General features: G+C 68.9%; 31 protein-coding genes and 3 pseudogenes. 21 read left to right on the top strand and 13 right to left on the bottom strand.

All coding sequences use genetic code 11. The features are described 5' to 3' along the window. Nucleotides 1-32: 32 nt before the first annotated feature. The 3 genes from WME95_RS41125 to WME95_RS41115 all read left to right on the top strand — a co-directional run bounded on the left by WME95_RS41125 (nucleotide 33) and on the right by WME95_RS41115 (nucleotide 2,194). Nucleotides 33-1,115, top strand: a complete 1,083-nt coding sequence (locus WME95_RS41125; protein WP_437904717.1) for a zinc-dependent alcohol dehydrogenase family protein — start codon at nucleotides 33-35, stop codon at nucleotides 1,113-1,115. Nucleotides 1,116-1,230: 115 nt separating this feature from the next. Beyond that, nucleotides 1,231-2,103 (top strand): SDR family NAD(P)-dependent oxidoreductase, encoded by an 873-nt coding sequence (locus tag WME95_RS41120; RefSeq protein WP_437911082.1) that lies wholly within the window; start codon nucleotides 1,231-1,233, stop codon nucleotides 2,101-2,103. Beyond that, entirely contained in the window at nucleotides 2,063-2,194 is a 132-nt protein-coding gene (locus tag WME95_RS41115) for a hypothetical protein (RefSeq protein WP_437904716.1), read from the top strand. Before WME95_RS41120 ends, WME95_RS41115 begins: the two co-directional genes overlap by 41 nt. 15 nt (nucleotides 2,195-2,209) lie before the next feature. On the opposite strand, the gene WME95_RS41110 is transcribed toward WME95_RS41115, so the two are convergent. Continuing rightward, nucleotides 2,210-2,764: a hypothetical protein gene (locus tag WME95_RS41110; protein ID WP_437904715.1), complete on the bottom strand. Its 555-nt coding sequence runs from the start codon at nucleotides 2,762-2,764 to the stop codon at nucleotides 2,210-2,212. Between the two features lie 410 nt (nucleotides 2,765-3,174). Here WME95_RS41110 and WME95_RS41105 point away from each other — a divergent pair, with 410 nt between their 5' ends. Together WME95_RS41105 and WME95_RS41100 are read left to right on the top strand one after the other, a co-directional pair. After that, nucleotides 3,175-3,855: a TetR/AcrR family transcriptional regulator gene (locus WME95_RS41105; protein WP_437904714.1), complete on the top strand. Its 681-nt coding sequence runs from the start codon at nucleotides 3,175-3,177 to the stop codon at nucleotides 3,853-3,855. 135 nt (nucleotides 3,856-3,990) lie between these two features. Next, nucleotides 3,991-4,743, top strand: a complete 753-nt coding sequence (locus WME95_RS41100) for an SDR family NAD(P)-dependent oxidoreductase (protein ID WP_437904713.1) — start codon at nucleotides 3,991-3,993, stop codon at nucleotides 4,741-4,743. A gap of 187 nt (nucleotides 4,744-4,930) precedes the next feature. Here the strand turns inward: WME95_RS41100 and WME95_RS41095 are convergent, their stop codons facing one another. Beyond that, entirely contained in the window at nucleotides 4,931-5,416 is a 486-nt protein-coding gene (locus WME95_RS41095) for a DUF4260 domain-containing protein (protein ID WP_437904712.1), read from the bottom strand. Between the two features lie 113 nt (nucleotides 5,417-5,529). Between WME95_RS41095 and WME95_RS41090 the strand changes: the two genes are divergently transcribed. Beyond that, nucleotides 5,530-6,579, top strand: a complete 1,050-nt coding sequence (locus WME95_RS41090) for a LysR family transcriptional regulator (protein ID WP_437904711.1) — start codon at nucleotides 5,530-5,532, stop codon at nucleotides 6,577-6,579. On the opposite strand, the gene WME95_RS41085 is transcribed toward WME95_RS41090, so the two are convergent. The 4 genes from WME95_RS41085 to WME95_RS41070 all read right to left on the bottom strand — a co-directional run bounded on the left by WME95_RS41085 (nucleotide 6,500) and on the right by WME95_RS41070 (nucleotide 9,301). Continuing rightward, on the bottom strand, nucleotides 6,500-6,922 hold the full coding sequence (locus WME95_RS41085) for a hypothetical protein (RefSeq protein WP_437904710.1): 423 nt from the start codon (nucleotides 6,920-6,922) through the stop codon (nucleotides 6,500-6,502). The two genes, WME95_RS41090 and WME95_RS41085, sit on opposite strands and share 80 nt — an antisense overlap. Before the next feature lie 10 nt (nucleotides 6,923-6,932). Beyond that, entirely contained in the window at nucleotides 6,933-7,133 is a 201-nt protein-coding gene (locus tag WME95_RS41080; protein WP_437904709.1) for a hypothetical protein, read from the bottom strand. Between the two features lie 517 nt (nucleotides 7,134-7,650). After that, entirely contained in the window at nucleotides 7,651-8,010 is a 360-nt protein-coding gene (locus WME95_RS41075) for an addiction module protein (protein WP_437904708.1), read from the bottom strand. A 340-nt stretch (nucleotides 8,011-8,350) separates the two neighbouring features. After that, complete coding sequence (locus WME95_RS41070) at nucleotides 8,351-9,301, bottom strand: TauD/TfdA dioxygenase family protein (protein ID WP_437904707.1); 951 nt, start codon at nucleotides 9,299-9,301, stop codon at nucleotides 8,351-8,353. Between the two features lie 558 nt (nucleotides 9,302-9,859). Between WME95_RS41070 and WME95_RS41065 the strand changes: the two are divergent. The 5 genes and pseudogenes from WME95_RS41065 to WME95_RS41045 form a co-directional block, all read left to right on the top strand. After that, nucleotides 9,860-10,369, top strand: a pseudogene (locus WME95_RS41065) (transposase); the annotation flags it as partial. 436 nt (nucleotides 10,370-10,805) lie between these two features. Beyond that, nucleotides 10,806-11,165, top strand: coding sequence for a transposase (locus tag WME95_RS41060; protein ID WP_437904706.1), 360 nt, complete (start codon nucleotides 10,806-10,808; stop codon nucleotides 11,163-11,165). Then, on the top strand, nucleotides 11,165-12,307 hold the full coding sequence (locus WME95_RS41055; protein WP_437904705.1) for an IS3 family transposase: 1,143 nt from the start codon (nucleotides 11,165-11,167) through the stop codon (nucleotides 12,305-12,307). The genes WME95_RS41060 and WME95_RS41055 overlap by 1 nt, the downstream gene beginning before the upstream one ends. 392 nt (nucleotides 12,308-12,699) lie before the next feature. Further along, nucleotides 12,700-12,891 (top strand): tyrosine-type recombinase/integrase, encoded by a 192-nt coding sequence (locus WME95_RS41050; RefSeq protein WP_437904704.1) that lies wholly within the window; start codon nucleotides 12,700-12,702, stop codon nucleotides 12,889-12,891. Nucleotides 12,892-13,489: 598 nt separating this feature from the next. Then, nucleotides 13,490-14,116: a JAB domain-containing protein gene (locus WME95_RS41045; RefSeq protein ID WP_437904703.1), complete on the top strand. Its 627-nt coding sequence runs from the start codon at nucleotides 13,490-13,492 to the stop codon at nucleotides 14,114-14,116. A 144-nt stretch (nucleotides 14,117-14,260) separates the two neighbouring features. Here the strand turns inward: WME95_RS41045 and WME95_RS41040 are convergent, their stop codons facing one another. Further along, on the bottom strand, nucleotides 14,261-15,508 hold the full coding sequence (locus WME95_RS41040) for a toll/interleukin-1 receptor domain-containing protein (protein ID WP_437904702.1): 1,248 nt from the start codon (nucleotides 15,506-15,508) through the stop codon (nucleotides 14,261-14,263). A gap of 198 nt (nucleotides 15,509-15,706) precedes the next feature. Here WME95_RS41040 and WME95_RS41035 point away from each other — a divergent pair, with 198 nt between their 5' ends. Both WME95_RS41035 and WME95_RS41030 read left to right on the top strand, forming a co-directional pair. Next, nucleotides 15,707-16,315, top strand: coding sequence for a tyrosine-type recombinase/integrase (locus WME95_RS41035; protein WP_437911081.1), 609 nt, complete (start codon nucleotides 15,707-15,709; stop codon nucleotides 16,313-16,315). A gap of 601 nt (nucleotides 16,316-16,916) precedes the next feature. Then, nucleotides 16,917-17,543: a JAB domain-containing protein gene (locus tag WME95_RS41030; protein ID WP_437911080.1), complete on the top strand. Its 627-nt coding sequence runs from the start codon at nucleotides 16,917-16,919 to the stop codon at nucleotides 17,541-17,543. A 172-nt stretch (nucleotides 17,544-17,715) separates the two neighbouring features. On the opposite strand, the gene WME95_RS41025 is transcribed toward WME95_RS41030, so the two are convergent. From WME95_RS41025 to WME95_RS41000, 6 genes are all read right to left on the bottom strand, one after another. After that, nucleotides 17,716-17,979 (bottom strand): hypothetical protein, encoded by a 264-nt coding sequence (locus WME95_RS41025; RefSeq protein ID WP_437904701.1) that lies wholly within the window; start codon nucleotides 17,977-17,979, stop codon nucleotides 17,716-17,718. Nucleotides 17,980-18,225: 246 nt separating this feature from the next. Further along, on the bottom strand, nucleotides 18,226-18,540 hold the full coding sequence (locus WME95_RS41020; RefSeq protein ID WP_437904700.1) for a nucleotidyltransferase: 315 nt from the start codon (nucleotides 18,538-18,540) through the stop codon (nucleotides 18,226-18,228). 87 nt (nucleotides 18,541-18,627) lie between these two features. Continuing rightward, the gene (locus WME95_RS41015; protein ID WP_437904699.1) at nucleotides 18,628-19,110 is read right to left on the bottom strand and encodes a J domain-containing protein; all 483 of its coding nucleotides are present in this window, start codon (nucleotides 19,108-19,110) and stop codon (nucleotides 18,628-18,630) included. Between the two features lie 143 nt (nucleotides 19,111-19,253). Further along, entirely contained in the window at nucleotides 19,254-19,712 is a 459-nt protein-coding gene (locus WME95_RS41010; RefSeq protein WP_437904698.1) for a hypothetical protein, read from the bottom strand. Continuing rightward, nucleotides 19,712-20,584 (bottom strand): hypothetical protein, encoded by an 873-nt coding sequence (locus tag WME95_RS41005; RefSeq protein ID WP_437904697.1) that lies wholly within the window; start codon nucleotides 20,582-20,584, stop codon nucleotides 19,712-19,714. The genes WME95_RS41010 and WME95_RS41005 overlap by 1 nt, the downstream gene beginning before the upstream one ends. Next, a complete protein-coding gene (locus WME95_RS41000) occupies nucleotides 20,578-20,811 on the bottom strand; it encodes a hypothetical protein (RefSeq protein WP_437904696.1) in 234 nt (77 codons plus the stop codon). Before WME95_RS41000 ends, WME95_RS41005 begins: the two co-directional genes overlap by 7 nt. Nucleotides 20,812-21,276: 465 nt before the next feature. Between WME95_RS41000 and WME95_RS40995 the strand changes: the two are divergent. The 8 genes and pseudogenes from WME95_RS40995 to WME95_RS40960 all read left to right on the top strand — a co-directional run. After that, nucleotides 21,277-21,822, top strand: a pseudogene (locus WME95_RS40995) (JAB domain-containing protein); the annotation flags it as partial. Nucleotides 21,823-22,119: 297 nt separating this feature from the next. Next, nucleotides 22,120-22,344, top strand: coding sequence for an addiction module protein (locus WME95_RS40990; protein WP_437911079.1), 225 nt, complete (start codon nucleotides 22,120-22,122; stop codon nucleotides 22,342-22,344). Then, the gene (locus WME95_RS40985) at nucleotides 22,341-22,637 is read left to right on the top strand and encodes a type II toxin-antitoxin system RelE/ParE family toxin (RefSeq protein ID WP_437904695.1); all 297 of its coding nucleotides are present in this window, start codon (nucleotides 22,341-22,343) and stop codon (nucleotides 22,635-22,637) included. The genes WME95_RS40990 and WME95_RS40985 overlap by 4 nt, the downstream gene beginning before the upstream one ends. 10 nt (nucleotides 22,638-22,647) lie before the next feature. Beyond that, nucleotides 22,648-22,896, top strand: a pseudogene (locus WME95_RS40980) (JAB domain-containing protein); the annotation flags it as partial. Nucleotides 22,897-23,226: 330 nt separating this feature from the next. Further along, the gene (locus tag WME95_RS40975; protein WP_437904694.1) at nucleotides 23,227-23,418 is read left to right on the top strand and encodes a hypothetical protein; all 192 of its coding nucleotides are present in this window, start codon (nucleotides 23,227-23,229) and stop codon (nucleotides 23,416-23,418) included. 78 nt (nucleotides 23,419-23,496) lie between these two features. Then, nucleotides 23,497-23,748 carry a UPF0175 family protein gene (locus WME95_RS40970; protein WP_129572626.1) on the top strand — a complete coding sequence of 84 codons (252 nt, stop codon included), beginning with the start codon at nucleotides 23,497-23,499 and terminating at the stop codon, nucleotides 23,746-23,748. Next, nucleotides 23,745-24,035, top strand: coding sequence for a DUF3368 domain-containing protein (locus WME95_RS40965; protein WP_437904693.1), 291 nt, complete (start codon nucleotides 23,745-23,747; stop codon nucleotides 24,033-24,035). Before WME95_RS40970 ends, WME95_RS40965 begins: the two co-directional genes overlap by 4 nt. A 137-nt stretch (nucleotides 24,036-24,172) precedes the next feature. Continuing rightward, nucleotides 24,173-24,577 (top strand): hypothetical protein, encoded by a 405-nt coding sequence (locus WME95_RS40960; protein ID WP_437904692.1) that lies wholly within the window; start codon nucleotides 24,173-24,175, stop codon nucleotides 24,575-24,577. The last annotated feature ends 420 nt before the right edge of the window (nucleotides 24,578-24,997 follow it).

The raw sequence follows: 24,997 nt of genomic DNA, 5'->3' as shown, positions 1-24,997 counted from the left end.
GGCTAAGTCTCCGCAAGGACGAATTGCCGTCGATGCACGGGAGGCACGAGATGATCAGTTCAGGTATCACGACACCGAAGCGCTCCGACGCCGGACGAGCTCTGCAGAGGCCGCGCATGCGGCGCTGGGAGCTCGATGCCCCAGGCGTCCGGAACCTGACGCTCCGCGATGCTCGAAGGCCCGAGCCTGGGCCTCGTGAGGTCCTGGTGAGGATCCAGGCGGTCTCGCTGAACTACCGCGATCTTCTGATGTGGGAAGGCCGCATGGGCGAGCTGGCGCACCCGTATGTGCCCGGGAGCGACTTCGCCGGGCAGGTCGTGGAGCTCGGACCGCTCGCGACGCGGTTTTCCATCGGCGATCGGGTGGTCGGCGTCGACATCGAGGACTGGATCGACGGGGCGGCCCCGGGGCTTCACACGAATACCATCGCGGTCTCGGGCCGCCTGGCCGAGTTCGCGGTGGTGCGCGAAGACATGCTGGTCGCAGCGCCCCAGACCCTCGGCCCCGAGGAGGCGAGCACGCTTTCGACTGCAGGCCTGACCGCCTGGATGGCTGTCGTGGAGACCGGGCGTGTCAGGGCGGGGCAGACCTGGGTCGTGCAGGGTACGGGCGGCGTTTCGCTCTTCGCGCTGCAGTTCGCGGCGGCGCACGGGGCGAAGGTGATCTTGACCTCCAGCAGCGATGAGAAGCTGGCGTTCGGCATGGGCCTGGGCGCACGCGCGGGTATCAACTATCGTGCCCGTCCGCATTGGGACCGCGAGGTCATGGCGTTCACGAGCGGCCGCGGCGCGGACGCCGTGATCGAGATGGCCGCGGGCGAGAACCTCGCTACCTCCGTCGAAGCCCTGGCCTACGGCGGAAGGATCCTGCTCGTCGGCCTGCTGGACAGCGACCGCATCTCGACCCCGGTTGGCCCGCTGCTCCTGCGTCGCGGGACGATCAACGCGATCGGCGTCGGACCCCGGCGAGCGCTGGAGGACATGATCAGGGCCATCGATGGTCTCGGGATGCGCCCCGTCGTGGCCGCGACCTATGACCTGGGCGATCTGCCGGCGGCCGTCGCCCATCTCCAGGGGGGCGCCGTCGGCAAGGTCGTCGTGCGTGTCCAAGCCTAGGCGAACGATCCATCACGGGACGACCGCAGCGCAGGCTCGCGAGCCTGGCCGCGGAGGAATAGCGCTGCAGACCGCATGGCAGGCCGCAGAATGCGGCCATCAGGAGGAACAGAAGATGAGTGCCCAGACCTGGTTCATCACCGGAGCGTCGAGCGGACTCGGGGCCGCGATCGCAAACGCAGCCCTTCGCGCCGGCCATCACGTCGCCGTCACGGCGCGGGACAGCGCCCGCCTCGGAGGGCTCGTGGAGGCGTACCCCGACGCGGTGCTTCCACTCTCGATGGATCTCACCAGGCCATCCGAGATCGAGACCGCGGTGGCCGCCGCCGAGGCGTGGCGCGGCGGCATCGACGTGCTCGTGAACAACGCTGCGCTCGGCTATCTCGCCGCAGTTGAAGAGGGAGAAGATCAGAAGATCCGGACCGTCTTCGAGGCGAACTTCTTCGGCGTCGCGAGCACCCTACGGGCAGCTCTGGCCGGCATGCGCGCTCGGGGGCGCGGCACGATCGTCAACATCTCTTCGATGAACGGCGTCGTCGCCATGCCCGCGCTCGGGTATTATAGCGCTTCCAAGTTTGCGCTCGAAGGCCTCACGGAGGCATTGTCGCAGGAGGTCGCGCCGCTTGGCATCAAGGTGATGTCGGTCGAACCGGGCGGCTTCCGGACGGGCATCGTCGAACGGAATCTCCGGAGCCCGAGGATCGACGCCTATGGCGCCACCGCCCATGCGGTCATGGACCTGCTGGTGAACGACAAGGACGGCTCACTTGCGCCAGGTGATCCCGTTCGGATGGCGGAGATCCTCGTCCAACTCGTGGGTTCTGGAGAGATGCCCCAGCGCCTCAGCCTCGGCGCGGACAGCTGGACAGGCATCATGGCGAAGCTGGATGCGCAGCGCGCCGAGTACGAGGCATGGAAGGACGTATCCCACAGCACGTATTTTCGTGATGGAGGGCGGGCTCCCGAGCGTCGGCGGCAAGGGCGGTGACGGATTGCCCGGCGGCGCGGAGGACGGCGACGTCTCCGCGCTCGCCCCGGCGCAGCTCGACGATCTCGTGGCGTACCTCGAGTCGCTCTGACACCACGGAAGACGCTCAGCCGCAGCTGAGCCAGTACTCCTCGTCGTCGCAGTCGCCGTCCCCCTCGACGACCCACAACCCGGTCGCTCCATCGCAGTCGGCGCTCGCTGTGCCGCAGTCGGCGCGGTAGCTGCACCGCGTCGCGCCGTAATGGCCCTCGCAGCTCGTCCCGTTCTCGGGCAGCGCATCGGGGCACGGATTGCACTCCTCGACCCACACGCCATCGATGCATCTGCTCCAGCACCCCGAGCAGGGGTTGTCGCATATCTCGCCCTCGTTCGTGCAGGCCGCTCCGGGCGGAGCGCCGATTCCCTCGACGTCGCACTCCACGGGGCCGCCGCCGGTATCGCCCGACGCGCTCGACGACGTCTCGGGGCCGCCGCCGGTGCCGTTCGACGCGCTCGACGACGCCTCGGGGGTGCCGCCGGTGCCGTTCGACGCGCTCGACGACATGGTTTCTCCGGACGAGTTGCCCCCCGAGCCGGTTTCAGCGGGCTGCTCGACGGAATCGGAGCAGGCGAGCACCTGGAGCAGCGCAACGGGGATGAGCCATCGAATCGAGGTCTTCATGCCGCGCCCCTGAAGCACGCGGCGGGCCAGCGTCAATCGCGAGGATTTCTGCGGGATGCGGATGTGCCTGTGCCAGAGTGAGTCTTCTTGTGCGCCGTCCCAAGCCCGCCAGGGCTGCGGGCTGACGCCGCAAGTTCGGGCGGGTCGCCTGGCTCGAGCGTCGGGAGCGTCTCGAATTGCACAATAGAAGTTCCGCGAGCTCCACGGAGCCATGGTCGATCTGATCGCGCTCATGAATCAGCCGCAGCGCGATCAGGAGCTGCTCGGTCGAGTCGACATCGTGGTGACCGAACGCTGCAACGACGACGCGATCGGCACGACGCGCTGGCTGCTCGACGCCTCCACCTGCAAGTCGTCAGCGAGCCATGGGGCGCTTTACGCGCGAGGTTCACGGTGTCACCCTCCGTTGGATGACGGACGCCAAGGCCGCCTATCACCACGGAGATCTGCGCAATGCGCTGGTGGAGACCGCGACCGAGCTCGTGCGCACCTCCGGCACGGAGGGCTTCAGCCTCCGCGACGCCGCCCGGACGCTCGGGGTCTCGGCGAACGCGACCTACCGGCACTTCGACAGCAAGTCCGCGCTGCTCACGGCGGTCGCGAGCGCGGAAGCGGACAAGCTCGCGCGGAGGATGCGACGCAAGATGGCCGACGCCGAGCGAGCCCTCGAGGGACGAGACGACGCGGAGGTCGCGATCGAGTGTTTCAAGGCGATCGGTCGCGCGTACGTCGCCTTCGCGACGGAGGAACCGGAGCTCTTTCGTCTCATGCACGGGCCGAGCGGCATGTGTCAGATGAGGCGCGAGCCACGTGCGGACGCCGCGGACCATCCCACGGCAGATCGGATCCTCGGTGAGGCGCTCGACCGTCTGGTGAGCGGCGGGGTGATCCCGCCCGAGAGCCGCATCGACGGCGAGATCCGCGCCTGGACCGTGGTCCACGGCTTCGCTTCGCTGGTGCTCGACGGCGCCTTCGCCACGGTCGCTTCGCGCGCGGAGGTGCTCGAGGGCCTCCTGGACTTCGCGCTTCGAGGGCTCGGCGCGAGCCAGGCCGGCGCGAAGGGGCCTCGGCGACCGCGGCGGCGCCCGTGACCCTCGCGTCCTGACGACCGGCCCGAACCGCGCCGTTCGCGCGCTCGTGCGACGCGATGTTGACACTGTGAACTCTGGCGCCTATGTTCACAGTGTGAATATCGGGGGTGCGCATCCACAAGGAGCGAGCGTCCAATGGCGAAGTTGAACGGGAAGGTCGCGGTGGTGACGGGTGGGAGCGACGGCATCGGGCTCGCGACGGCGAAGCTCTTCGTCGCGGAGGGAGCCACCGTCTACGTGACGGGTCGGAGGCAAGAGAGGCTCGATGAAGCGGTCGAGGAGATCGGCGGCGGCGCCGTCGGCGTCCAGGGCGACGTCGCCAACCTGGCCGACCTCGACCGGCTCTTCGCGCGGATCCGGCGAGAGCAGGGCAAACTCGATATCGTGTTCGCCAACGCCGGCATCTCCGGGGTCGCGACGATGGGCGCGATCGACGAACACCACTTCGACCGCATTTTCGGCACGAACGTCAAAGGGCTGCTCTTCACGGTGCAGAAGGCCCTGCCTCTCATGAAGAGCGGAGGCGTCGTCGTCCTCAACGGCTCGATGAGCGGGAGCAAAGGCTTCCCGAATCAGTCGGTCTACAACGCCACCAAGGCCGCCGTGCGCTCGTTCGCGCGGACCTGGACGACCGACCTGAGAGGCAGCGGCATCCGCGTGAACGTGGTCTCGGCGGGGGCCATCGACACGCCGGGCATGCGCCGCTTCGTCGGCGGCCACACAGAGGCTGCAGAGGCGCAGATCTCGGGCCTCAGTCAGTCCGTGCCGCTCGGGCGGTTCGGGGGCGCGGAGGAGGTCGCCAAGGCCGTGCTCTACCTGGCGTCGGACGACAGCAGCTACGTCGCGGGCGCCGAGCTGTTCGTGGACGGCGGGGTCGTCGCGGTTTGAACGTCGTGACGTCAACTCCGCTGCGTGAGCCCCGCCTTCCGGGATAGCCCGCCCGCGCCCAGGATGGCGGCGTGAACACCTCGCCCCAGGGCGTGGGCGCAGGCGGCCACGCGACCAGCGGGCGCGCTCGTCGAAGGTGGCGCGACGCTCCACCTCGGGACGGTGGCCGACGCGCTGGAGCGGCTGGTCACCGCCGCCCCCTGGGGACGAAAGAGCGCTTCGCGCCCACGCGGCCGAGGTGCGTGTCGCCGAACGCCGTCCCGTACTTGAGCCCATAGCCCAGCATCCGATCGAAGCCGATGTGCCCGACCCAGATCGCCGCGCCGAGCAGCAGCGCCGGCGAGCCAAGCGCGACCGACGCGGCCGCGAGCAGCCCCGGAGCCAGATGGCTGTGCCCCGCGTTGTAGGCCGCCGCGCCCACCCGCGGGCCCGCAAGGTAGCCGAGCATCGACAGGTCGGGCACGAGGAACAGCGCCGCGAACCAGCCCCAGCTCCCGCCCAGGTGGCCGTAGGCGAGCAGCGCTGCTCCGAGCACGAGCGCGCCCTCGAGGCGCAGGAGCGCGCGCGGCATGCCCGTGGCCCCGCCCGCCGAGACCTCGCAGGTGGGCTGCGGCGCGGGGCGGCGGGGAGGGGGAGCAAGGTCGAGCGCAGGGAGCATCGCGGCGGTGGTCATGGTCGTTGTCCTCGTCGTGCGTACCGGCGCGGGTGCCGGCGACGTGGAGAGCATGGTCGCTGCGGGTGCTCATGAACATTGTACAAATGCCTCCATCTGCTCATCATCTTTTGATGAGCCCTGCCGAGCCCTCGTGGGACCTCTACGGTGCCTTCCTTGCCGTCATGCGCACCGGCAGCCTCTCCGCCGCCGCGCGTACCCTCGACGTCGCGCAGCCCACCGTGCGCCGCCAGATCGAGCAGCTCGAGTCGCAGCTCGGCGTCGTGCTGTTCACCCGCGCGCCGAACGGCCTGGTGCCGACCGAGCTCGCGCTTGCCACGCTGCCCTACGCCGAGTCCATCGCCGCGAGCGCGCGTGCCCTCGTGCGCGCCGTGTCGAGCCCCACCGAGGCCGACCGAGGCACCGTGCGCGTCACGTGCAGCGAGGTCGTCGGCGTCGAGGTGCTTCCCCGGATGCTCGCCCCGCTCCTCGTTGCTCATCCGCGCCTTCAGATCGAGCTCGTCGCCACCAATCGCACCGAGGATCTCCTGCGCCGCGACGCCGATGTCGCCGTGCGCATGACGGAGCCGACGCAGGCCGGCCTGGTGAGGCGCTGCGCCGGGCGCATCGAGCTCGGCCTCTTCGCCACCAAGGCGTACCTCGCCGCGCACGCTGCCCCGACGTCGCTCGCGGGGCTCGTGCCGGGCCACGCCCTCATCGGCGCCGACGGCTCCCGCGCCATCATCGACGCGCTCGCCGCCGCCGGGCTCGTCACCACGCCGCGCGATTATGCGTTCCGCAGCGACAGCGACATCGTGAAGCTCGCCGCGGTGCGCGCCGGCCTCGGCATCGGGGTGTGCCAGCTCCCGCTCAGCCGGCGGCCGGTGCCGCTCGTGCGCGTGCTGCCCGCGCTCGCCTTCCACCTGGATGCCTGGGTCGTCATGCACGAGGATCTGCGCGCCGTGCGCCGCGTCCGCCTCGTCTTCGAGCACCTCGTCGCGCAGCTCGGTGCCTACGCGACCCAGGCACGCGCCCCCCGTGCCGCGCAGCTCCGAAACAGGCGCACTGTCAGCACCAGCCGCTCGTCCGGCGGCGGCGCCGCAGCTAGGGTCGCTGCGCAGGTCGAATCTCGAAGATCTGACGTGCCCGGAAGAAGCACACATCGAATTCCAGGAAGAAGTTGATCTGGCCCAGAATGACAGGCACGGTGTCTACTCTTGCCCAGGCGAACGCCAAGCGCACCGGAGCGAAGCCCGCAACGACCGCCGACACGAGGACGGCGCGCGCCTCGGCGATCGCCAGATTCCCGCTGAGCTGCACCGCGGTGCTCTGCTGATCCCAGTCGAACCCAAGGTTGACACCGACCGTGTAGGGCAGGACGCTGACAGCAGCCCCCGTGTCGAGCAGGCCCAACGCTTGCACGCTGCGCCCTCCCACCAGCGTCAGCGGGAGCATCGGCGCAAGGCTTCCGGCGACATGCTCAGAGGCGCGCGCCAGGAAGGGGAACTGCTGACCCGTGACGGACACGTTGCGGTTCCTATTCGGTGCGCAAGGTCTGGAGGAGCGTCTCGGCCGCCGCAAACGCTTGGTCGGGCGACCACACGGAGTAGGACTGGCCCGCCCGGAGCGCAGGTGGCTCCTCCGCCTCCGCCAGCTCCTGTGCGAGGAACTGGATCAGCTTGAGCTTGTCAGCACGCGGCAAAGACTGGATATCCGGGAGCAACTCCACGAGCGACATGACGCGTCACCTCAATTGGTTATTAATAATACCATGGATCGCTCATCGCCGCAAGCGCTGCCGCCTCGGCGAGCAGCCCGTCGGGCCGGGCTCGTGTCCACCATTCATCGGTTCGAACGACACCACTACGCCGCCCGCGATGCTCGAGTGGCCCAGTTGCTCCGCTCCGATACGTGGGTACTCGGCCTGTCCGACGCGCCGTTGGAGCAGGGCGAGAAGCTGCTGACCGTCACGCATCCCTCCGCGGGACAAGCCGGATTCCTGCCTTGCGACAGGCCGCGTCAGGGTCCGGCCGGTTGCTCCGGTGGCCCAGCCGGGTCAGTTCGGCGTTTCACGATCGCTCTGCGGATGCTCCGTGGTGCAGGAGAGGTCCCTGGCCATATCTGAAGAGATGTCGGGGCCTCTCCAATCTTATCGAGCATCGACGAGGCACGAGACCTCAGCGATGAACTCGTCGCCCAGCCCGGGGCGCCTCTCGTCGTAGGAGATGGCCGCCGCGCGAAGCTGAGCACGCGCTTCAGGATGAAGCTCGACCCGCACGCCGGTCCTCGAGCTCCTTCAGGATCTCCGCGCGTGCCGTGCCCCAGTCGACCGTCTGGACCTTACCCTCCGCGACCTCGCGCGCGCGGCGCGTCAGCTCACCCGTCCACGCTGCTGCGACCTCCTCGGCGTCGGGCTCCTCAAGGCTGGAGAGCACTTCTTCTGCCAGCCGGGCCCGCTCGTGGCGGGGCAACAACAGCACCTGCGCGAGGAGCTCCTCGGTGGACATAGGGGAACTGTAGCGTGCCTCGGGTCTGCCACGCACGGCGATGCGGCCTTCGGCTCGATGGCTCGCCGCGCCCGCCAGGCTGGTCTGCTCGCGGGCCAGAACAGGCATCAGGGTGGCCGGCTGGGAAGCGGACTGGGCCGGCGACGGCGGCTGGGGCACGCTGGGCCAGGGCGGCGGCGGAGGCGGCCGCAGGGGCGGGCTCGGCGGGTGCGGCGCGGCATCCAAGGCGGGCGCCAGGGGAGGCTCGGGCGGGCCGGCGACTGCGGTGACCGAGGCGGCAAGGGGGGCGAGAACGGCTACCCGAGTATCGGCATCGTCGCGCTGCACGCCAGAGTGACCGTGCGGGACAGCGAGATAGAGACGCTCGACGCCGGCCAGGGCGGCGACGGCGGCGAGCCCCAGCGAGGCGGACGGGGCGCCGGCGTGGAGACGGCGTGGGGGCGCGGCGTCAACCGAGCACGCCGAACAGCTCGCCTTCGAGCGGCCGCGAGCGGAACCCGTCGGGCCCCTGGGGCAGCTCGCCTGCGACGGTGATGCGGCGAACGACGCGCGGCAGGTCGAAGTGGGCGTAGTCGATGGGGCCGGCGTGGGCGGTGGCCTGGTTGTCCCATACGGCGATCGCGTTGGGCGTCCAGCGGAAGCGCACCGCGTACTCGGGCCGCGTCACCTCGTCGGCGAGCAGTTCGAGCAGCGCCTGGCTCTCGCGCTCTCGCAGGCCCACGATGTGGCTCGTCGTCCCCGGGTTGACGAACAGCGATTTGCGGCCGGTCCGCGGGTGCACGCGCACGAGCGGGTGAAGCGCGGCGAACGGGCCTACGGCCCTGCGGCCCGGCCTGGGCTCTCCGCTATCGTAGCTGCTCGTGCGGTGGACGGCCTGGAGCCCGTCGACGAGCGCCTTGATCGTGGGCGACAGGCCGTCGTAGGCGCACTCGAGGTTGCTCCAGAGCGTGTCGCCGCCGTACGGCGGGATCTCCACGCCGCGCAGGATGGAGTACCTGTTCGGGTTGGCGACGAAGGTGATGTCGATGTGCCAGCCCTTGTAGTCGCGCGGCGGCTTGGCGGTGGGGATGGAGAGGTCCGACCGGTGGTTCTCCTTGTACTCGGCGGCCTTTCGTTCCCAGATCTCCGGGTGCTCAGGGAGCCCCAGCGCGATCGGGTGGGCCGGCGTCAGCGGGCCGAAGGCGCGGCCGAAGGTGAGCAGCTGTTCGTTGGAGATGTCCTGCTCGCGGAAGAAGATCACCTTCCATTGGAGCAGGGTTTGCTCGATTGCCTGCACCGTGGCAGGGGCCAGCGGCTTGCGCAGGTCGACGCCGTGGATCTCCGCCCCGATCACGGGCGTCAGCGGTCGTACATCGAGCCGCAGTGGGTAGGTCTGTTGTTCGGCAATGAGGGCGGACATGGCACTCTTCTCGCAGTCTTGAACGATGAACGAGCCTGGACGCCAGCTCGCGGCTCGCCCTGAGCACGCGGCGTTCCAGTCCGGTGACTCGAGGAATTCTTGTAGGGCCGCACAGCTCGGGGCATGGCCCCACCCCGCCGTGGCGACGCGGTCGCGCGGTCCGTCGCGCCGAGCGCGCGTGGAGCAAGGGGGTGCTCTCAACGGTGCACCGCGAGGTGGCGGAAGCGCGATGTGCGGCCGCGCCTGTTGCGCAGGCAGCAGGGTTGCGGGTGCAGTGTTGCGCAGGAAGCAGTCCCCGGGGGGGAGCGATCAGCGAGTCCGGTTGGGAAGCAGACTGGGCTGGCGACGGCGGCTGGAGCATGCCGGGCCAGGGCGGCGGCGGAGGCGGCGTGTTGGGCGCGCGGTGCGCACGGCAGTGAGGTGATCGCCGGGCGCGGGGGGACCAGGCGGAGCGGCAGCGCGGCGGCCTCCTGCGCAGCCCATTGGCCTTCCTGCTCAAGACCCGGAACTGCACGAGGAGCTGCCGCAGAAAAGGCCCATCGAGTGGCGCGGCCACGACCAACGCATTGGCACCTCTACTGCCTGTACGTCGTCCTCGACCTGTTCAGTCGCATGACCGTCGGCTGGCTGCTCGCCGAGCGCGAGAGCGCAGAGCTCGCCGAGCACCTCTTCGCAGAGACTGTCGCCCGCCACGGCGTCGAGCCCGGCTCGCTCACGGTGCACGCCGACCGCGGCTCCGCGATGAGGTCGGAGGGGCTCGCTCAGCTCCTCGGCTCGCTCGGCGTCGTTCGCAGCTTCAGCCGGCCTCACGTCAGCGATGACAACGCCTTCTCCGAGTCGCAGTTCAAGACGCTCAAGTACCAGCCCGACTATCCGGACCGCTTTACCTCGCTGGCTCATGCACGAGCGTGGTGCCAGGAGTTCTTCAGCTGGTATAACGACCTTCATCAGCATTCTGGCCTTGCGCTCTTCACACCTGCTGATGTATTCTACGGCCGCGTCGACGATATCGCGGCTCAGCGCCGGGTCGCCCTCGACACGGCCTACGCCGCGCATCCTGAACGCTTCGGAGAATGCCAACGGGTTTGAGACAGGCCGGACGAGAATCCTATGAGGGGATCGCGCTGAGGGGCGCGTTCCGGCTCTGGGCCCCAACCGGTCGGGATCGGGGCGGCCGCAGCACGGCGGAGGGGGCCGCGGCGGGCTCGGGCGCGGCGCTGGTCGTGCCCGTGTGCGGCGGCGCCGCGTCCTCGCATGCGGCGGCGTCGACGGACAGCGGGTTGATGGCTACCGAAGCAGGCGGCCTGCGCACGACGGGCGGACCGTTCGGGATCCTCTGTGCCAATGTCGAGTGAGACAGGCTTCTCCTGGAAATCTGTGGTGAGAGGGCGGAGAATGGACCTGACCCGTGCCGAAGCCTTCCCATCTCCGATCCGTCGATCCTACCCCCGCCCCAGCGGCGCAGGGCACTGCTCCCCGCCCGAGTGGCGTCGCTGTCGAGACCATGCCGAAGGCGGGCAAGAGGCGGAAGTTCTCGGCGGCGGAGAAGCTGCGCATCGTTCGCGAGGCGGCCGCGTGCACCCAGCGCGGCGACATCGAGGCGCTGCTGCGCCGCGAGGGCATCTACAGCTCCCTCCTGACGGCGTGGCGCAAGCAACTCGCCCTCCACGGCAGCGAGGCTCTCGCGGGACGCAAGCCCGGCCGCAAGGCGAAGCAGGACGCGAAGGACCGGCGCATCGCCGAGCTTGAGAAGCGCTCGGCGCGGCTCGAGGAGAAGCTCGCGCTGGCTGAGAAGCTCATCGATCTCCAAAAAAAAGTCTCTTCCATTCTGGGCATCAACCTCACGAACGACGAAGAGCGCTGATGGACATCATCGAAGAGCTCGATGACCCGCACGTCCCCATCGCCCAGGCGTGTGCGGCACTCGGCGTCAGCCGCGCCACGCTCTACCGGAAGACCCAGCCCGCGAAGCTCCCCGCGCTGACCGGGGCCGCTCCGAGCCCACGCCGGCTCAGCGACCCCGAGCGGCAAGCCGTGCTCGACGTGCTGCACAGCGACGAGTTCGTCGACCAGCCGCCGCCGGAGGTCTACGCGACGCTGCTGTCGCGCGGCGTCTACCTCGCTTCCATCCGCACGATGTACCGCCTGCTCGCGGCATCCGGCGAGAGCGGCGAGCGACGCGCGCAGCGTGGGCCGATGAAGCATGCAAAGCCGACGCTCACCGCCACGGCCCCCAACCAGATCTGGACGTGGGATATCACCAAGCTGCGTGGGCCGCTCCCTGGGGTCTTCTACTGCCTGTACGTCGTCCTCGACCTGTTCAGTCGCATGACCGTCGGCTGGCTGCTCGCCGAGCGCGAGAGCGCAGAGCTCGCCGAGCACCTCTTCGCAGAGACTGTCGCCCGCCACGGCGTCGAGCCCGGCTCGCTCACGGTGCACGCCGACCGCGGCTCCGCGATGAGGTCGGAGGGGCTCGCTCAGCTCCTCGGCTCGCTCGGCGTCGTTCGCAGCTTCAGCCGGCCTCACGTCAGCGATGACAACGCCTTCTCCGAGTCGCAGTTCAAGACGCTCAAGTACCAGCCCGACTATCCGGACCGCTTTACCTCGCTGGCTCATGCACGAGCGTGGTGCCAGGAGTTCTTCAGCTGGTATAACGACCTTCATCAGCATTCTGGCCTTGCGCTCTTCACACCTGCTGATGTATTCTACGGCCGCGTCGACGATATCGCGGCTCAGCGCCGGGTCGCCCTCGACACGGCCTACGCCGCGCATCCTGAACGCTTCCCGAACGGTCCGCCCGTCGTGCGCAGGCCGCCTGCTTCGGTAGCCATCAACCCGCTGTCCGTCGACGCCGCCGCATGCGAGGACGCGGCGCCGCCGCACACGGGCACGACCAGCGCCGCGCCCGAGCCCGCCGCGGCCCCCTCCGCCGTGCTGCGGCCGCCCCGATCCCGACCGGTTGGGGCCCAGAGCCGGAACGCGCCCCTCAGCGCGATCCCCTCATAGGATTCTCGTCCGGCCTGTCTCAAACCCGTTGGCATTCTCCGACCTAATGTTGCGGTCGGCTCTTGTGTTCGACATGTCTGCACGGATCCATATGTGGAGCGCGAGTCGTGGTGTGTTTCTTTTGCAACTGCGCCGATATCTCGTGGTCCGCCATCTCCTATTTGCCCAGCTCGACTTTGTGGCGCGGCGGCACAAGAGGGAACTCGCGACTGCCCGCAGCGAGGTCGACCTGCCCCACGCTCCACGAGCGAAATGCCAGGAGCAGCCACCAGGCTCGCCTGGCAGCACCTCTTCCCGGTCTCTCCCCTTGCGCCCATCCAGCGACTTGTCGGCAGATCCGCTTCCGCCTGCACGAATCGGCAGTGCAGAGGGCCGTGCACGATACCGGACGCGTGGCGGTGCTCGCCAAGCGCGCGGCATGCGGTACGCTCCGCCACAGCTTCGCGATCCACCTGCTCGAGGCGAGCATGGACATCCGGACGCTTCAGACACTGCTCGGCCGCCAGGATGTGCGGACCACGATGATCTACACCCAGATGAACGACCGCGGCCTTTGGGGCGTCATCAGCGCCCTCGCCCGCTGACCGCATCCTCCGCGTGGAGCGCCTTGAGCTCCGACCCCACGCCGTGGTGTCGCCCCCACTCATCGTGGAAATGTAGCGTATCCGACCGCTACCCCGCCTTGTCAAGGCGACTGCGCCAAGAGCGCACGAGCTCCACACCGGACAACGGCGCGAACGGTCTCTCGATGCCTGCCTCTCCGAGCCGAGAAGGTCGCCCTACAACGGCCCGGCCAGTCATCGGCCAGCCCTCTCATGTTGCTGCAGCTTGTCGAGTTCGCCATTGCGCGGTGCAGCGTCTGCAGCGAAGCACGCGCCAGTTCTGCGTCACGTTGAGGAGCACTCGGGGGACCGTAGGCGGTCGAGCTGCCGGCAGCGGGGATGGTGGTCAAGCGCCGGCGGGACGCTTGCCCGAGGCCCCCCTCGTCTCGCGCGGCCTCCTCCGCGCCTTCCACCGCCTCCGCCCCGAGCTTCGCCAGATCCTGTCGCTCGCCGCCACCGGCCTTTCCTCGCTCGAGATCGCCGCGTCCCTCTCGCTCCCGCGCCCCACGGTCGCCACCCGCCTCCGCCTCGCGCGCCGCCTCTTCGCCCGCGCCCTCACCCGCTCTCGGAGGTGGCCCCGATGAGCCGCGCCCCCGTCGACGCCCCCGCCGAGACGGCGGCCGAGCTGCCGACCGCGACCGAGGCCGCCCTCATCGAGATGGTGCTCGGCCTGCCCGGCGTCGGGCCGCGCATCCTCGGCACGGCCGCTCTCCCCTCCCTCGGTCGCCTCTCTCCCGCGGCGCTCGCCGAGCGCACCCAGATCGCCCTCTTCGACGCGACCCGGCTCGCCGCCGCCTTCGAGCTCGGCCGCCGCTACCACGCCGCCCGCGCGCGCCGGGGCGCGCTCCTCACCGACGCCGCCCGCGTGGCGCGGTACTTCGGCCCGAAGCTGGCGTCCCTGGTCCACGAGGAGCTCTGGATCGCAGCGCTCGACAGCCACGGTCGCGTCCGCGAGACGCGACTGCTCGCCCGCGGCTCCGACGACGCCCTCCACGTCGGCCGCTCCACCGTCCTGCGCACAGCGCTGGACATGGCAGCCCACAGCTTCGTCCTGGCCCACAACCACCCCAGCGGCGACCCGACGCCGACCCGCGAGGACGAAGACATGACCCTGGAGCTGCGCCACCTCTCCGAGGAACTGCACGTCCCGCTCAAGGCTCACGTCATCGTCACCCCCAGCGGCCGCTACGCCGCCGTCCACGAGTAGGCCCTCGCCACGCGCAGCGCCCCGCCGCCGGCGCGCTGCGCCCCGCGCATCCAGCCGAAAACCCCAGCGCATCGCCCCCGTCCGCATCACTGTCTCCCACGACCATTCTGACCACCGGAGCGGGAGTTGCCTCCGGTGAACCAGTCAAGGACCCACGATGCGACCGGCTGCCGACTCGATTCCAGAGGCGACGTTGGTCCACGCCTCATCGCGGTTGGCCCAACTCGTTACTGGCCGCGCGTCTTTCGGCAGAGCTTGCAGCTTGGCGAAGGGCGCGCGGCTCCACTTGCACTCGCGCAGAATAATGGGGATGACCATCGCTTCGCCGGCATCGTGCCGGGCAAGAGCACGCTTCATTTCGATATCGTAGCAGTAGTCCGACGCAAGAAAGTCTGCGCTCACGAGAAGCAGAATCATCTGCGCCTCTTCGAGGTTCGAATCGATCGCCGCCTTCCAATCCTCGCCAGCTTCAATGCGGCGATCGTACCAGCTTCGAATCACGCCCGCACGCTCAAGCAGCTTCAGGTGGGTCGCGAGTTCGTCACGAAGGACCTCGTCTTTATGGGAGTACGAGAAGAATACGCTAATCTGGTCCATAACTTCAATGTTCTTCTTACGGACAGCAGTGATCGGACGCTGGCCGCAATCCGTCAACGATATATCGACAGCCGTAGCCCTCTCCGATTCTTTCTGCGGAGGAATTGCAGCCTGAGGCGCGATCGTGACTGCCTCAAAGTGGATTGATGCGGAAACATCAGCAGTCGAACCTGCGTTCACAGGTTGCCCAGGCGAGGACGCTAGAACCCGAGGAGGGACGACCCTGCGATCATAATAGGGAGGAGGAGGAGGGAGCGGCGAGGGTCGGCGCGCAGGCGTGCAGGGCACTTCGGGCTTACGTTGTACCAAGCTGATGGATGGAACCTCGCCTCCGTTCATGAGCCGCATGTGCGAAGACGTGGCAAGAACCCGCTCAATCAATCTTCGGGTCTTATGTGAGGCTCGTTCCCGGCTTGATGGCCGCTCGATGATATCGAGGATCGAGAGCAGCTCTTGTTCAGGTCTGATGACCCCGTCAAATAAGGAACTCAACGCCGCGGGATCGGCATCCGTTTGGCTGCGTAGGATAAGGCGCGCCCTCGAGCCCGTCTTGTTTGCGATCTGATCGACGAACCACAGCGAACCGAAATTTGGAAGAGAGAGGGGCAACACGACGAAGTCCATCAGCGAAACGGCCAGCATGAGCTGGGAGTCGTAGGCATCGTGGTGCTGATAAAGTTGGACCTCGTAGTTCTTTCCGGCATTCTCCGCCGCCGCCAGAAACTCCTTGAATGCATCGGGATACCCGAACCACGCGCCACGAACTACTTTCCGAGAAAATGCAGCGTTCGTCACAGTTGTAACCTGGTGGTGATGATTCTCGTAACTACTCGAAGGTGACGATCTGGCTGGTTCGTGACTCCCGCATCTGCCGGCACAACGTCGCAATCAGCTGTGCTGCGCGACATGTCTTCGCGCTTTCGCGTGTAGGCATGCAACCCGTGGTGCCCGATCACCGTATTCTCGCGGATGAGCTGCGGCACTCCGTAGCATATCTTCGTATTTCTGCGGATAGGTCGCGATCTTCCGCGCGCCATCTGCGCATCTCCGGAGATAGGCCGCCGCTGCATAACTGTCGCAGACACCGATCTCGAGCGACGGAAACCCATGGTGCGCCGCGGGAAAGGACAGCACGGCCGGCCGGCCTGGCTCCCCGTTCGGGCCCGCGACGAGCGGCAGGCCCATCTCGACGCCATGACGCAACGACACAAGAAGGAACTCGCGGCTGACCGCGGCGAGGTCGACCTGCCCCAAGCTCTGCGCGCCAAAATGCCAGGAGCAGCCACGAGCCTCGCCTGGCAGTACCTCTTCCCCCCTCTCGCCCTTGCACCGAGCCTGCGACTGGTCGACAGGGGCCTCTACCACCTGCAGGAACTGGCGGTGCAAAGGGCCGTGCACGATGCCGGACGCGCGGTGGGACTCACGAAGCGCGCGACATGCCATACCCTCCGCCGTAGCTTCGCGCCCCACCTGCTCGAGGCGAGCACCGACATCCTGACGACTCAGACAATGCTCGGCCACAAGGATGTGCGGACCACGGCGCTCTACACGCATATTGGCGACCGCGGCCCACTCGGCGTGATCACTCCTCTCAACCGCTGACCGCCGCTTCCGCGTGGAGCGCCTTGAACTCCGACCCCACCCCCACGTGCCGCCCCCACGCATTGTGGAAAGGTAGCGTAACCGACGGCTGCCCCACCTTGTCAAGGAGACCGGCGCAGGACCGTGCGCTCTCTACACCGGACGAAGGCGCGAGCGGGCCCTCGATGCCCTCAGCGACGAAGTGCCCGTGCAACGGTCCGGCCGATCAGCGGCCGGGCTGTTCAGGCTGTCGAAGATTGCCGGCTGCTCCGCCAGGCAGGACAGCGTCCGACGACGCAGCAAAGCACGCGCAACTACGCGCCGAGTGTAGGAGCGCGCGGATGGCCGCGGGCTGTCGACGTGCGGACACCGGTGTCCGGCTTTCAGGTGCCGGCGGGACGCTTGCGCGGCCGGCCCCCCTTGATCTCCGTCATCGCGGCACTGCGAAGAAGAACCCCGGGCGACACATCGAGCGCGTTCGAGCCTGACGAGCGTGCCGAGGCTCATGCTCTGCCGCCTCCCTCTCGCTCCCGCGCCCCACGGTCGCCACCCGCCTCCGCCTCGCGCGCCGGCTCTTCGCCCGCGCCCTCACCCGCTCTCGGAGGTGGCCCCGATGAGCCCGATGAGCCGCGCCCCCGTCGACGCCCCCGCCGAGACGGCGGCCGATCTCCCGACCGCGACCGAGGCCGCCCTCCTCGAGATGGTGCTCGGCCTGCGCGGCGTCGGCCCGCGCATCCTCGGCACGGCCGCTCTCCCCTCCCTCGGTCGCCTCTCGCCCGCGGCGCTCGCCGAGCGCACCCAGATCGCCCTCTTCGACGCGACCCGGCTCGCCGCCGCCTTCGAGCTCGGCCGCCGCTACCACGCCGCCCGCGCGCGCCGGGGCGCGCTCCTCACCGACGCCGCCCGCGTGGCGCGGTACTTCGGCCCGAGGCTCGCCTCCCTGGTCCACGAGGAGCTCTGGATCGCAGCGCTCGACACCCACGGCCGCGTCCGCGAAACGCGCCTGCTCGCCCGCGGTTCGGACGACGCCCTCCACGTCGGCCGCTCAACCGTCCTGCGCACGGCGCTGAACATGGCCGCCCACAGCTTCGTCCTGGCCCATAACCACCCGAGCGGCGACCCGACGCCGACCCGCGAGGACGAAGCGATGACCCTGGAGCTGCGCCACCTCTCCGCGGAGCTGCTCGTCCCGCTCACGGCCCACGTCATCGTCACCCCCAGCGGCCGCTACGCCGCCGTCCACGAGTAGGCCCCCGCGGGGCGCAGCGCCCCGCCGCCGGCGCGCAGCTCCCCTGCGCATCCAGCCGACAGCCTCCAGCGCACCGCTGCCGCCCGCGTCTCCGTCGCCTCCGGAAGCCGCACAACTAGCTAGAGCACGCGGAGTCAAAGGCCGTGGCTTGGTTCGCCCAAGCTCGGTCGGGTCACGGCGCCTCGGGCGTGACGTCCTTCAGGTGGAGGGTGCCGGCGTTCTCCGCGCGCAGCGCCGCCACGCCGTCCAGGATGCCCTCAACCCCGGGCAGCGCTTTGCGCAGTCGCGCCGTCTGCTCAGGCCTCCGCGGCGGCGAGAGCGTCACGCCCAGCATGTCGGCCACCTCGCGGGGGATCGGCGGTCTGGCCGGCCTGGTGGTGCTGCTCGATCTCGTGGTGGGATCCGAGCGCCTCGTCGTCGTCGTTCGGGGAGCCATGGAATCCCCCTGGCGGATTCAAGGTCGAGGATGGCTTCGTCAGCATGGAATGATGGATCGGCCATCATTCCATGCTGGAGCGGCCATCGTCGAAGCCTGCGCGGTCAACCCCGGAGCATGGCTCGGCCGACCTCCAGCACGGGTCCGGCAGCATCGCGACGGGCGCGATGCTGCACGTCCGCCGCGACGCGCACATGAGACGCTCCGGCAAGCGTCGATGGATGTCCGGGGCATTCCCCGCTTATCTCATGGCCGGCGCACGAGGGTAGTGCATGTTTTGCGGATCAGACGTTCGAGCCGGCGGAGCAGCCTGTCGTCGCCAACGGCGGCCTCGAGCTCGCCAAGGAGTTCGCGGATGCGATCGATGTTGAGGTCGTGCTGCTCGGGCAGCACGCCGCGCACGTTCTCGATGTCCTTGGGGCGGCCGGCCAGGGCCTTGGTGAGGACCAGGTCTTGGGGGCTGATCATCGGCACGCGCACGCCGCCGAGATCGATCAGCCTGCGGCGCGCCAGGAACTCGACGTGCAGGCTCGACGCTGCGATCACCGCGTCGATGGGCATGCAGGTCGGGCGGTGCACGAGCGGGAGCAGGCGGGCTTCGCGGAAGAAATCCTCGCCGAGCTTACAAACATAGCGATGGGAGACAGTTCAGCCCGACGTGAACCTGCCGCAGGAGTCGCGATAGCGACCGGCCCGGTGGTCCCATCGCGCATTCGGCGTGCCCGAGCCGCTCGCCAGGGCGGCGCCGAGGCCCACGCCGAACAAGGTGGCGAAGAACGCCACAGCGCCCCAGCTGGGAGAGGTGGCCTGCGGTGCTGGGGTCGGCGCCGGGCGAGGCGGCGGCCACACCGGGCGCCCAGCCCGCGTTGCGCGGATCGTACGTTCCGCCGCAGCTCGCACCGAGGCCGCCGCCCTTTGGGTGGCGAGATCTCGATCGTAGCTACCCCGGGTCTCCGCATTGGCGAGAACCGCGTAAGCAGCCACAATCTTCTTTAACCGCATCTCGGCGCCCGTGTCGCCGTGGTTGCGGTCGGGGTGGTGCTTCTTCACGAGCTCGCGGAACGCTGCCTTGATCGCGTCGGCCGATGCGTCCTCACGGACACCGAGAACCTGGTAATACGTCGGATCCATCTTCGTGATGCCTTCCTTTTGCCGGTTGTGGTCAGTGGCGACAGATTCTCGCTGAGAATTTCGGAGCGGAAGATCGCGCGAGCGATCAGGACCGCCTCAGTCGGTGGGCTCGCGGCGCTATGCTTCCGACCTGAGCGCCGACGTCATTGTTCTCCCCCGCCCGGTTCTGCCTGCGGATCGAGCGCAACATCAACGAGCGCCGCAAAGAGCAGGCCCATCGCAGCGCCGACGAACATCCCCTCGCGCTTGCTGGTAACCGAGGTACCAATCGCCCCGCCGAGAAGCGCGCCGCCGAGGTACATCGCCGTCGTCACGCTCGTTTCGGCTCCTTGCTCGGCGCGCTCTCCGACGGTGATCCCGTCGATGGTCGCCTCGAAATGATCGTCGAACTCGCGAATGATCAAGGGCGGCGCGTTCGACGCGCTCTCGATGGCGTAGTCGGCGATCTGTCCGACGGGCCACGTCGCCGTCGGGCGAGCGCCAGCGTCTAGCGGATGGGGAAACGACGTCTTCGGGACGCGCGCCGTGACGCGGGGACCTGCCTGCTCAAGACCACGGCGAACACCGTCCCATGCCCGTCGGCTTCTCGCGCGCGTGTACATCACAGTTCTCCGCCAATCTCGCGAAGCAGATCAATGAAGCGATTCTCTGGCGGGCTGGTCGGTATCGAGCTCCGCGATCGACGGCTGCGGCGCTGCTCCATCGCGTTCGCTGACGGGAAGTGCTGGGGGAAGCGGTCCGCAATCTGCTGCGAGCCTAAAGCTCCGGAGCTCCGACCGGGCTGGAACATCGCCGCGTCGCGGGCGTCGAGCTCCCGCACCCTGCGGATCGCATCGGCGGTCGTGAACATCTCCGACCAAGCGGTGCCAAGCTCGGTCATCGCATCGCCAAACCGGACGCTGACATCCGCCCGGAGGTGCAGCATCATCTCGGACACGAGCAAGTGCAGCGGCCGCAGCTCTGGGTCCGTGAAGTCCCCGGCGTCGAGCACGTCACGCAGCACGTCCTCCGCGACGTCATCTATCTCCGCAAGCGAACCAGTCGCCTCGACCTCTGGAGCGTCCCACGTCGCGATGAGCAGGTTCAGTCGCACCGCAACCCAGAGCAGGAAGCGACACAGGGCGGCCTCGGGGTCGTCCCGCCGGGTCGCGATAGCGAATAGCAGGCGTCGTGCCGGGTCGAACCCGCCGCCCGCCGCGAACTTAAGGATGGCCTTCAGCCCCAGGAGAATCTCCGGGGGCACGCGCCACTGGAGCAAGTTCGTCGCGCCCCAGCAAACGCGGCCCATCTTCAGAAAGTCCGGGCGAACGACGGCTTCCGCGTACCGGAGCCCTTGGTGCTCGGCGAGCATGACCTCCAGCCCAAGTTGACCCGCCTGGAGGGCGAGGGTCGGGAGCTCCTTCTCAATCTGTTCACGAATCGCCTGGGGATAGAAGGCGATCACCTGGTTCATCACGGTTCGGACCATCAACACGGCAACCTCCTCGCTGACAACCAGAGCATGCACCAGGTGGGTGCCGTTCCTGACAGCGCCCGGTCAATTTCTGTTCTTTTGTAAACTCGGCCACAACCGGTGGCGCACGCTTTGCGGATCTGACGCTCCAGGCGGCGGAGCAACCTGTCCTCTCCGAGGGCGGCCTCGAGCTCGCCGAGGAAGTCGAAGATGCGATCGAGGTCGACGTCGTGCTGCTCGAGCAGCACGCAGCGCACGTCCTTGAGGTCCTTGGGGTGGCCGGCCAGGACCTTGGTGACGACCAGGTCTTCGGGAGGTCGAAGCCCGCGCGCGAGAGCTCGTGCACGAGGGTGAGCGTGTTGGTCTGCGCGAGGTCCTCCGGCCGTCTCGGCCCGAATGGATGAACCGCGGCAAACTAACAGGCGATGTTTCCGAGGGGTGCCGCGGTGGGGCAGCCCGGCGGGGCGGGTACGACCACGACGGCGGCGCGCGCGGGCGTCCGCAGGTCATCGCGCCGATGTTCGCCGATCAGCCCTACTGGGCCTCGTGGGTCCCGGCGCTCGGGCTCGGGACGTCCGTGGCTTGTGGAGCACTGAGCGCGGAGCGCCTCTTGGCCGCGTTGCGGGGAGCCCTCGAACAGCCGCGCCCCCGTCGATGCCCCCGCGGAGACGGCGGCCGAGCTGCCGACCGCGACCGAGGCCGCCCTCCTCGATATGATGCTCGGCCTGCCCGGCGTCGGCCCGCGCATCCTCGGCACGGCCGCTCTCCCATCGCTCGGTCGCCTCTCGCCCGCGGCCCTTGCCGAGCGCACCCAGATCGCCCTCTTCGACGCGACCCGGCTCGCCGCCGCCTTCGAACTCGGCCGCCGCTACCACGCCGCCCGCGCGCGCCGGGGCGCGCTCCTGACCGACGCCGCCCGCGTGGCGCGTTACTTCGGCCCGAGGCTGGCGTCCCTGGTCCACGAGGAGCTCTGGATCGCCGCGCTCGACGCCCACGGCCGCGTCCGCGAGACGCGCCTGCTCGCCCGCGGTTCCGATGACGCCCTCCACGTCGGCCGCTCAACCGTCCTGCGCACGGCGCTGGACATGGCCGCCCACAGCTTCGTCCTGGCCCATAACCACCCGAGCGGCGACCCGACGCCGATCCGCGAGGACGAAGCGATGACCCTGGAGCTGCGCCACCTCTCCGCGGAGCTGCTCGTCCCGCTCACGGCCCACGTCATCGTCACCCCCAGCGGCCGCTACGCCGCCGTCCACGAGGTTGCCCTCGCGGCGCGCAGCGCCCCGCCGTCGGCGCGCTGCGCCCCTGCGCATCCAGCCGAAAGCCTCCCGCGCACCGCCCCTTCCGGGAGTTCCGCGAGCCCGAGCAGCGGCAGAGGCGCTGGAGCAGGTGGAGCACCCGACCGTGCCTTGGCTCGCCCGAGCTCGATCAGGCCGCTCCGTGCCTGCGCCCTGCGCCACGCCAGTCGACGTCGGCCACCGCCGTCGTCGCGGCAGCTCCTCGCCGATGGGGAAGCGCGCCTGGGCAGCCGCCGAGCCGCGCGGTACAATCCCCCCGTGAACCTTCCCGAGCTGGAAGCCGAAGCCCTGAAGCTGCCCGTCGCGGAGCGCGCACGTCTCGCAGAGACGCTTCTGGAAAGCCTGGATGAGCTCTCCGAGGAGGAGCACAGGCGCCTCTGGACCGAGGAAGCGACGCGCCGGGACGCAGAGCTCGACGCAGATCCGTCCCGGGGGCGACCTGCCGAGGAGGTCTTTCGTGACGCCCGCGCGCGGCTCCGGTGACGCTCCCGGTCATCTTTCACGACCGGGCTGAGGTCGAGCTGAACGAGGCCGCCGCCTACTACGCTCGGGCGCGTCCTGGCCTTGGCGACACCTTCGTCACCGAGGTTCAAGGCGCAGTCGATGCCCTGGCTGCGTCACCGCTCGCGGGGAGGGTTGGGGAGAACGATGTTCGCTGGTGGCTCGTGCGGCGATTCCCCTACAGCGTGCTGTACCGGGTACGCGACGATCACATTCGTATTCTCGCGATTGCACATCAGAAGCGGCGTCCCTTCTACTGGCGCGGGCGCCAGTAATCCGGCTCGGCGCCTGCTCGCCCGCGGTTCCGAGGACGCCCTCTACGTCGGCCGCTCCACCGTCCTGCGCACGGCGCTGGACATGGCCGTCCACAGCTTCGTCCTGGCCCATAACCACCCGAGCGGCGACCCGACGCCGACCCGCGAGGACGAAGCGATGACCCTGGAGCTGCGCCACCTCTCCGCGGAGTTGCTCGTCCCGCTCACGGCCCACGTCATCGTCACGCCCAGCGGCCGTTACGCCGCCGTCCACGAGTAGGCCCTCGCGGGGCGCTTGCGCCCCCTATGCCCCTGCGGCGGCGCGCGGCGCCCCTGCGCATCCAGCCTCCAGCCTCCAGCGGACGCCTCGGCCGGCAGCTTCGCAAGCCTCCGGCAGCGGCGTCTCAGGCTGGCGCCCCCGCGCCATCTGATCCGGCCTGGTGGATGGCCATCGCGGAAGTCTCTGGTCACAACACCGGGCACGCTCGCGCAATGACGGCCGGCGAGACGCCTGGCGCCGCATGCCCGGCATGCCCGGATGGCATGCGGCACAGCCCGCCGCGATGCGGGGCTCGTCCATCGCAGCAGTGCCTGGTACGCTCCGCCCACGATGGGCGATCCCGAAGCGACATCTCCGGTCTACAATGAGGACGGCGTCGACCTCACGCTCATCCGGTGGATGCTGAGCCTCACGCCAGCGGATCGGGTCGCCACCCTCCAGGCCCACATCGACTTCGTCTCGCTCGCCCGTGAGAGCAGGCGCGCGCGAGAACCGCATGTCCGCGCCGACGAAGATCGTTGAGCGCATCAGTGTGCTCGCCCGGCACCTTTCGTGCTAAAAACAGACTTGCCCGCCTCTTCGAGCAACCAAGGACGGAACATGGCAACTCGACAGATTGTGGTGGATGTGCCCGAGAAGGTGCTCCTTGCGGAGAAGATGGACGAAGCTGAGTTCGCGCGAGAGCTCCGCACCCTCGCCGCGGTCAAGCTGTACGAGCTGGGGCGGCTCTCGTCCGGCCGCGCTGCGGAGCTCGCCGGCATGGCGCGGGTCGAATTTCTGTTGAGTCTGGGTCGCTACAAGGTTTTCCCTCTCGACGCCGAGCTCCGCGCGCTGGAGGCCGCAGTTGGTTGAGGCCATCAGCAATACCTCACCCCTGCTGTACCTTCACCGCATCGACGCCATCGACTGGCTCGCCGAGATGTTCAAAGACGTCTGAATCCCCAGCGCTGGCACGACGCACGGCTCAAGCGGCAGGGCTGGTCGTCTGGGGAACGCTCAAGATCTTGCTGGAGGCAAAGTCTCGAGGGATCACGCAAAACGTCGGACCGTGGGTCGACAAGCTCGCCGATGCGGGCATGTGGCTGTCTGGCGAGATCCGCCAGAGAATCCTGTCGCTGGCTGGGGAACCGGGTGAGTAGCGCACCGCCCCGGCCAGCAGCCTCGCCGCGCGTTCGCCCTCGTCATCGCGGTTGGCCGGGGAGGGGAGGAGCGGGGGTGCTCCTCGTGCTAGCCTCGACGGCGAAGCGGGCTTGCCTCCCGCGTCCACCCCAGCGCGATGTCGACCGCCACCGTCACCCTCGCTCTCCCCGAGGCGCTCTACCAGCGGCTGAGGGGGACTGCGCTCGCGACCCGACAGCCGCTCGAAGCCGTGATGCTGCGGGCGCTGAGCCTCGGCAGCCCTCCCGCCTGGGACGACGCGCCCCCGGAGTTCCAGGTCGACCTCGCTTGCCTGGACAAGATGGACGACCAGGCGCTCTGGCAAATCGCAAAGAGCCACAGATCCGAAGCAGAGCGCGCGCGCCACGACGAGCTGCTCGACCGGAATGCCCACGAACCCCTCACGCCAGGGGAGTGCATCGAGCTCGAGCGTCTTCGCCACGAGAGCGACCTGTTCATGCTCCGCAAGGCGCACGCTGCAGCGCTCCTGCGATGGCGCGGGCACGCGGTCGCTTCTCCGTAGCGCGCCCTCCACGCATCGTCACCGGACGCCGGCGCTGGGCCGAGGTGGGCTGGCACCCGCCCGCGTATCGCCGGCTGCGAAAGGCGCTCGCGAGGTGGGGCGGTGGGAGCCACCCGGCCGCTGCGACGTCCGAGGCGGGAGGACTGCGACGGGCGTACGCGCTCAGGGCGACGAGAGCCGGCCGGCCTCGGGAGCCATGCTCGCTCGCTATCGTCGGGGATCACCACCGTGGTACAGTGGGTCAGGAGCGCCACGCCGATGCATGATCGCCGAGCCGAACGAACAGGGGCTGAACCCTCCGACGCCGAGAAGAGCTGGGATCAGCGGATACTCGAAAGAGTCCCCTCTGGCGTCGATGCATCGCTCATCGCCGAGAACCTGCGCTTGACTCCCACCGAGAGAGTCGAGCGGATGCGGAAG

Source organism: Sorangium sp. So ce327 (genome assembly GCF_051530205.1).
GTDB lineage: Bacteria > Myxococcota_A > Polyangia > Polyangiales > Polyangiaceae > Sorangium > Sorangium cellulosum_B.
The sequence above is the reverse complement of the archived record's forward strand: the minus strand, read 5'-3'. Positions and strand labels throughout refer to the sequence as shown.

What these genes read in the sequence shown, in the direction of transcription:
- WME95_RS41030 (WP_437911080.1), top strand. Translation starts at nt 16,917, where the DNA reads ATGAGCCGCGCCCCCGTCGACGCCCCCGCCGAGACGGCGGCCGATCTC.
- WME95_RS41110 (WP_437904715.1), bottom strand. Translation starts at nt 2,764, where the DNA reads ATGAAGACCTCGATTCGATGGCTCATCCCCGTTGCGCTGCTCCAGGTG.
- WME95_RS41080 (WP_437904709.1), bottom strand. Translation starts at nt 7,133, where the DNA reads ATGTCGCTCGTGGAGTTGCTCCCGGATATCCAGTCTTTGCCGCGTGCT.
- WME95_RS41075 (WP_437904708.1), bottom strand. Translation starts at nt 8,010, where the DNA reads ATGCCTGTTCTGGCCCGCGAGCAGACCAGCCTGGCGGGCGCGGCGAGC.
- WME95_RS41115 (WP_437904716.1), top strand. Translation starts at nt 2,063, where the DNA reads ATGGAGGGCGGGCTCCCGAGCGTCGGCGGCAAGGGCGGTGACGGATTG.
- WME95_RS41120 (WP_437911082.1), top strand. Translation starts at nt 1,231, where the DNA reads ATGAGTGCCCAGACCTGGTTCATCACCGGAGCGTCGAGCGGACTCGGG.
- WME95_RS41025 (WP_437904701.1), bottom strand. Translation starts at nt 17,979, where the DNA reads ATGGCTCCCCGAACGACGACGACGAGGCGCTCGGATCCCACCACGAGA.
- WME95_RS41055 (WP_437904705.1), top strand. Translation starts at nt 11,165, where the DNA reads ATGGACATCATCGAAGAGCTCGATGACCCGCACGTCCCCATCGCCCAG.
- WME95_RS41090 (WP_437904711.1), top strand. Translation starts at nt 5,530, where the DNA reads ATGAGCCCTGCCGAGCCCTCGTGGGACCTCTACGGTGCCTTCCTTGCC.
- WME95_RS41100 (WP_437904713.1), top strand. Translation starts at nt 3,991, where the DNA reads ATGGCGAAGTTGAACGGGAAGGTCGCGGTGGTGACGGGTGGGAGCGAC.
- WME95_RS41010 (WP_437904698.1), bottom strand. Translation starts at nt 19,712, where the DNA reads ATGTACACGCGCGCGAGAAGCCGACGGGCATGGGACGGTGTTCGCCGT.
- WME95_RS41070 (WP_437904707.1), bottom strand. Translation starts at nt 9,301, where the DNA reads ATGTCCGCCCTCATTGCCGAACAACAGACCTACCCACTGCGGCTCGAT.
- WME95_RS41095 (WP_437904712.1), bottom strand. Translation starts at nt 5,416, where the DNA reads ATGACCACCGCCGCGATGCTCCCTGCGCTCGACCTTGCTCCCCCTCCC.
- WME95_RS41125 (WP_437904717.1), top strand. Translation starts at nt 33, where the DNA reads ATGCACGGGAGGCACGAGATGATCAGTTCAGGTATCACGACACCGAAG.
- WME95_RS40970 (WP_129572626.1), top strand. Translation starts at nt 23,497, where the DNA reads ATGGCAACTCGACAGATTGTGGTGGATGTGCCCGAGAAGGTGCTCCTT.
- WME95_RS41105 (WP_437904714.1), top strand. Translation starts at nt 3,175, where the DNA reads ATGACGGACGCCAAGGCCGCCTATCACCACGGAGATCTGCGCAATGCG.
- WME95_RS41060 (WP_437904706.1), top strand. Translation starts at nt 10,806, where the DNA reads ATGCCGAAGGCGGGCAAGAGGCGGAAGTTCTCGGCGGCGGAGAAGCTG.
- WME95_RS41045 (WP_437904703.1), top strand. Translation starts at nt 13,490, where the DNA reads ATGAGCCGCGCCCCCGTCGACGCCCCCGCCGAGACGGCGGCCGAGCTG.
- WME95_RS41020 (WP_437904700.1), bottom strand. Translation starts at nt 18,540, where the DNA reads ATGCCCATCGACGCGGTGATCGCAGCGTCGAGCCTGCACGTCGAGTTC.
- WME95_RS40975 (WP_437904694.1), top strand. Translation starts at nt 23,227, where the DNA reads ATGGGCGATCCCGAAGCGACATCTCCGGTCTACAATGAGGACGGCGTC.
- WME95_RS40960 (WP_437904692.1), top strand. Translation starts at nt 24,173, where the DNA reads ATGTCGACCGCCACCGTCACCCTCGCTCTCCCCGAGGCGCTCTACCAG.
- WME95_RS41015 (WP_437904699.1), bottom strand. Translation starts at nt 19,110, where the DNA reads ATGGATCCGACGTATTACCAGGTTCTCGGTGTCCGTGAGGACGCATCG.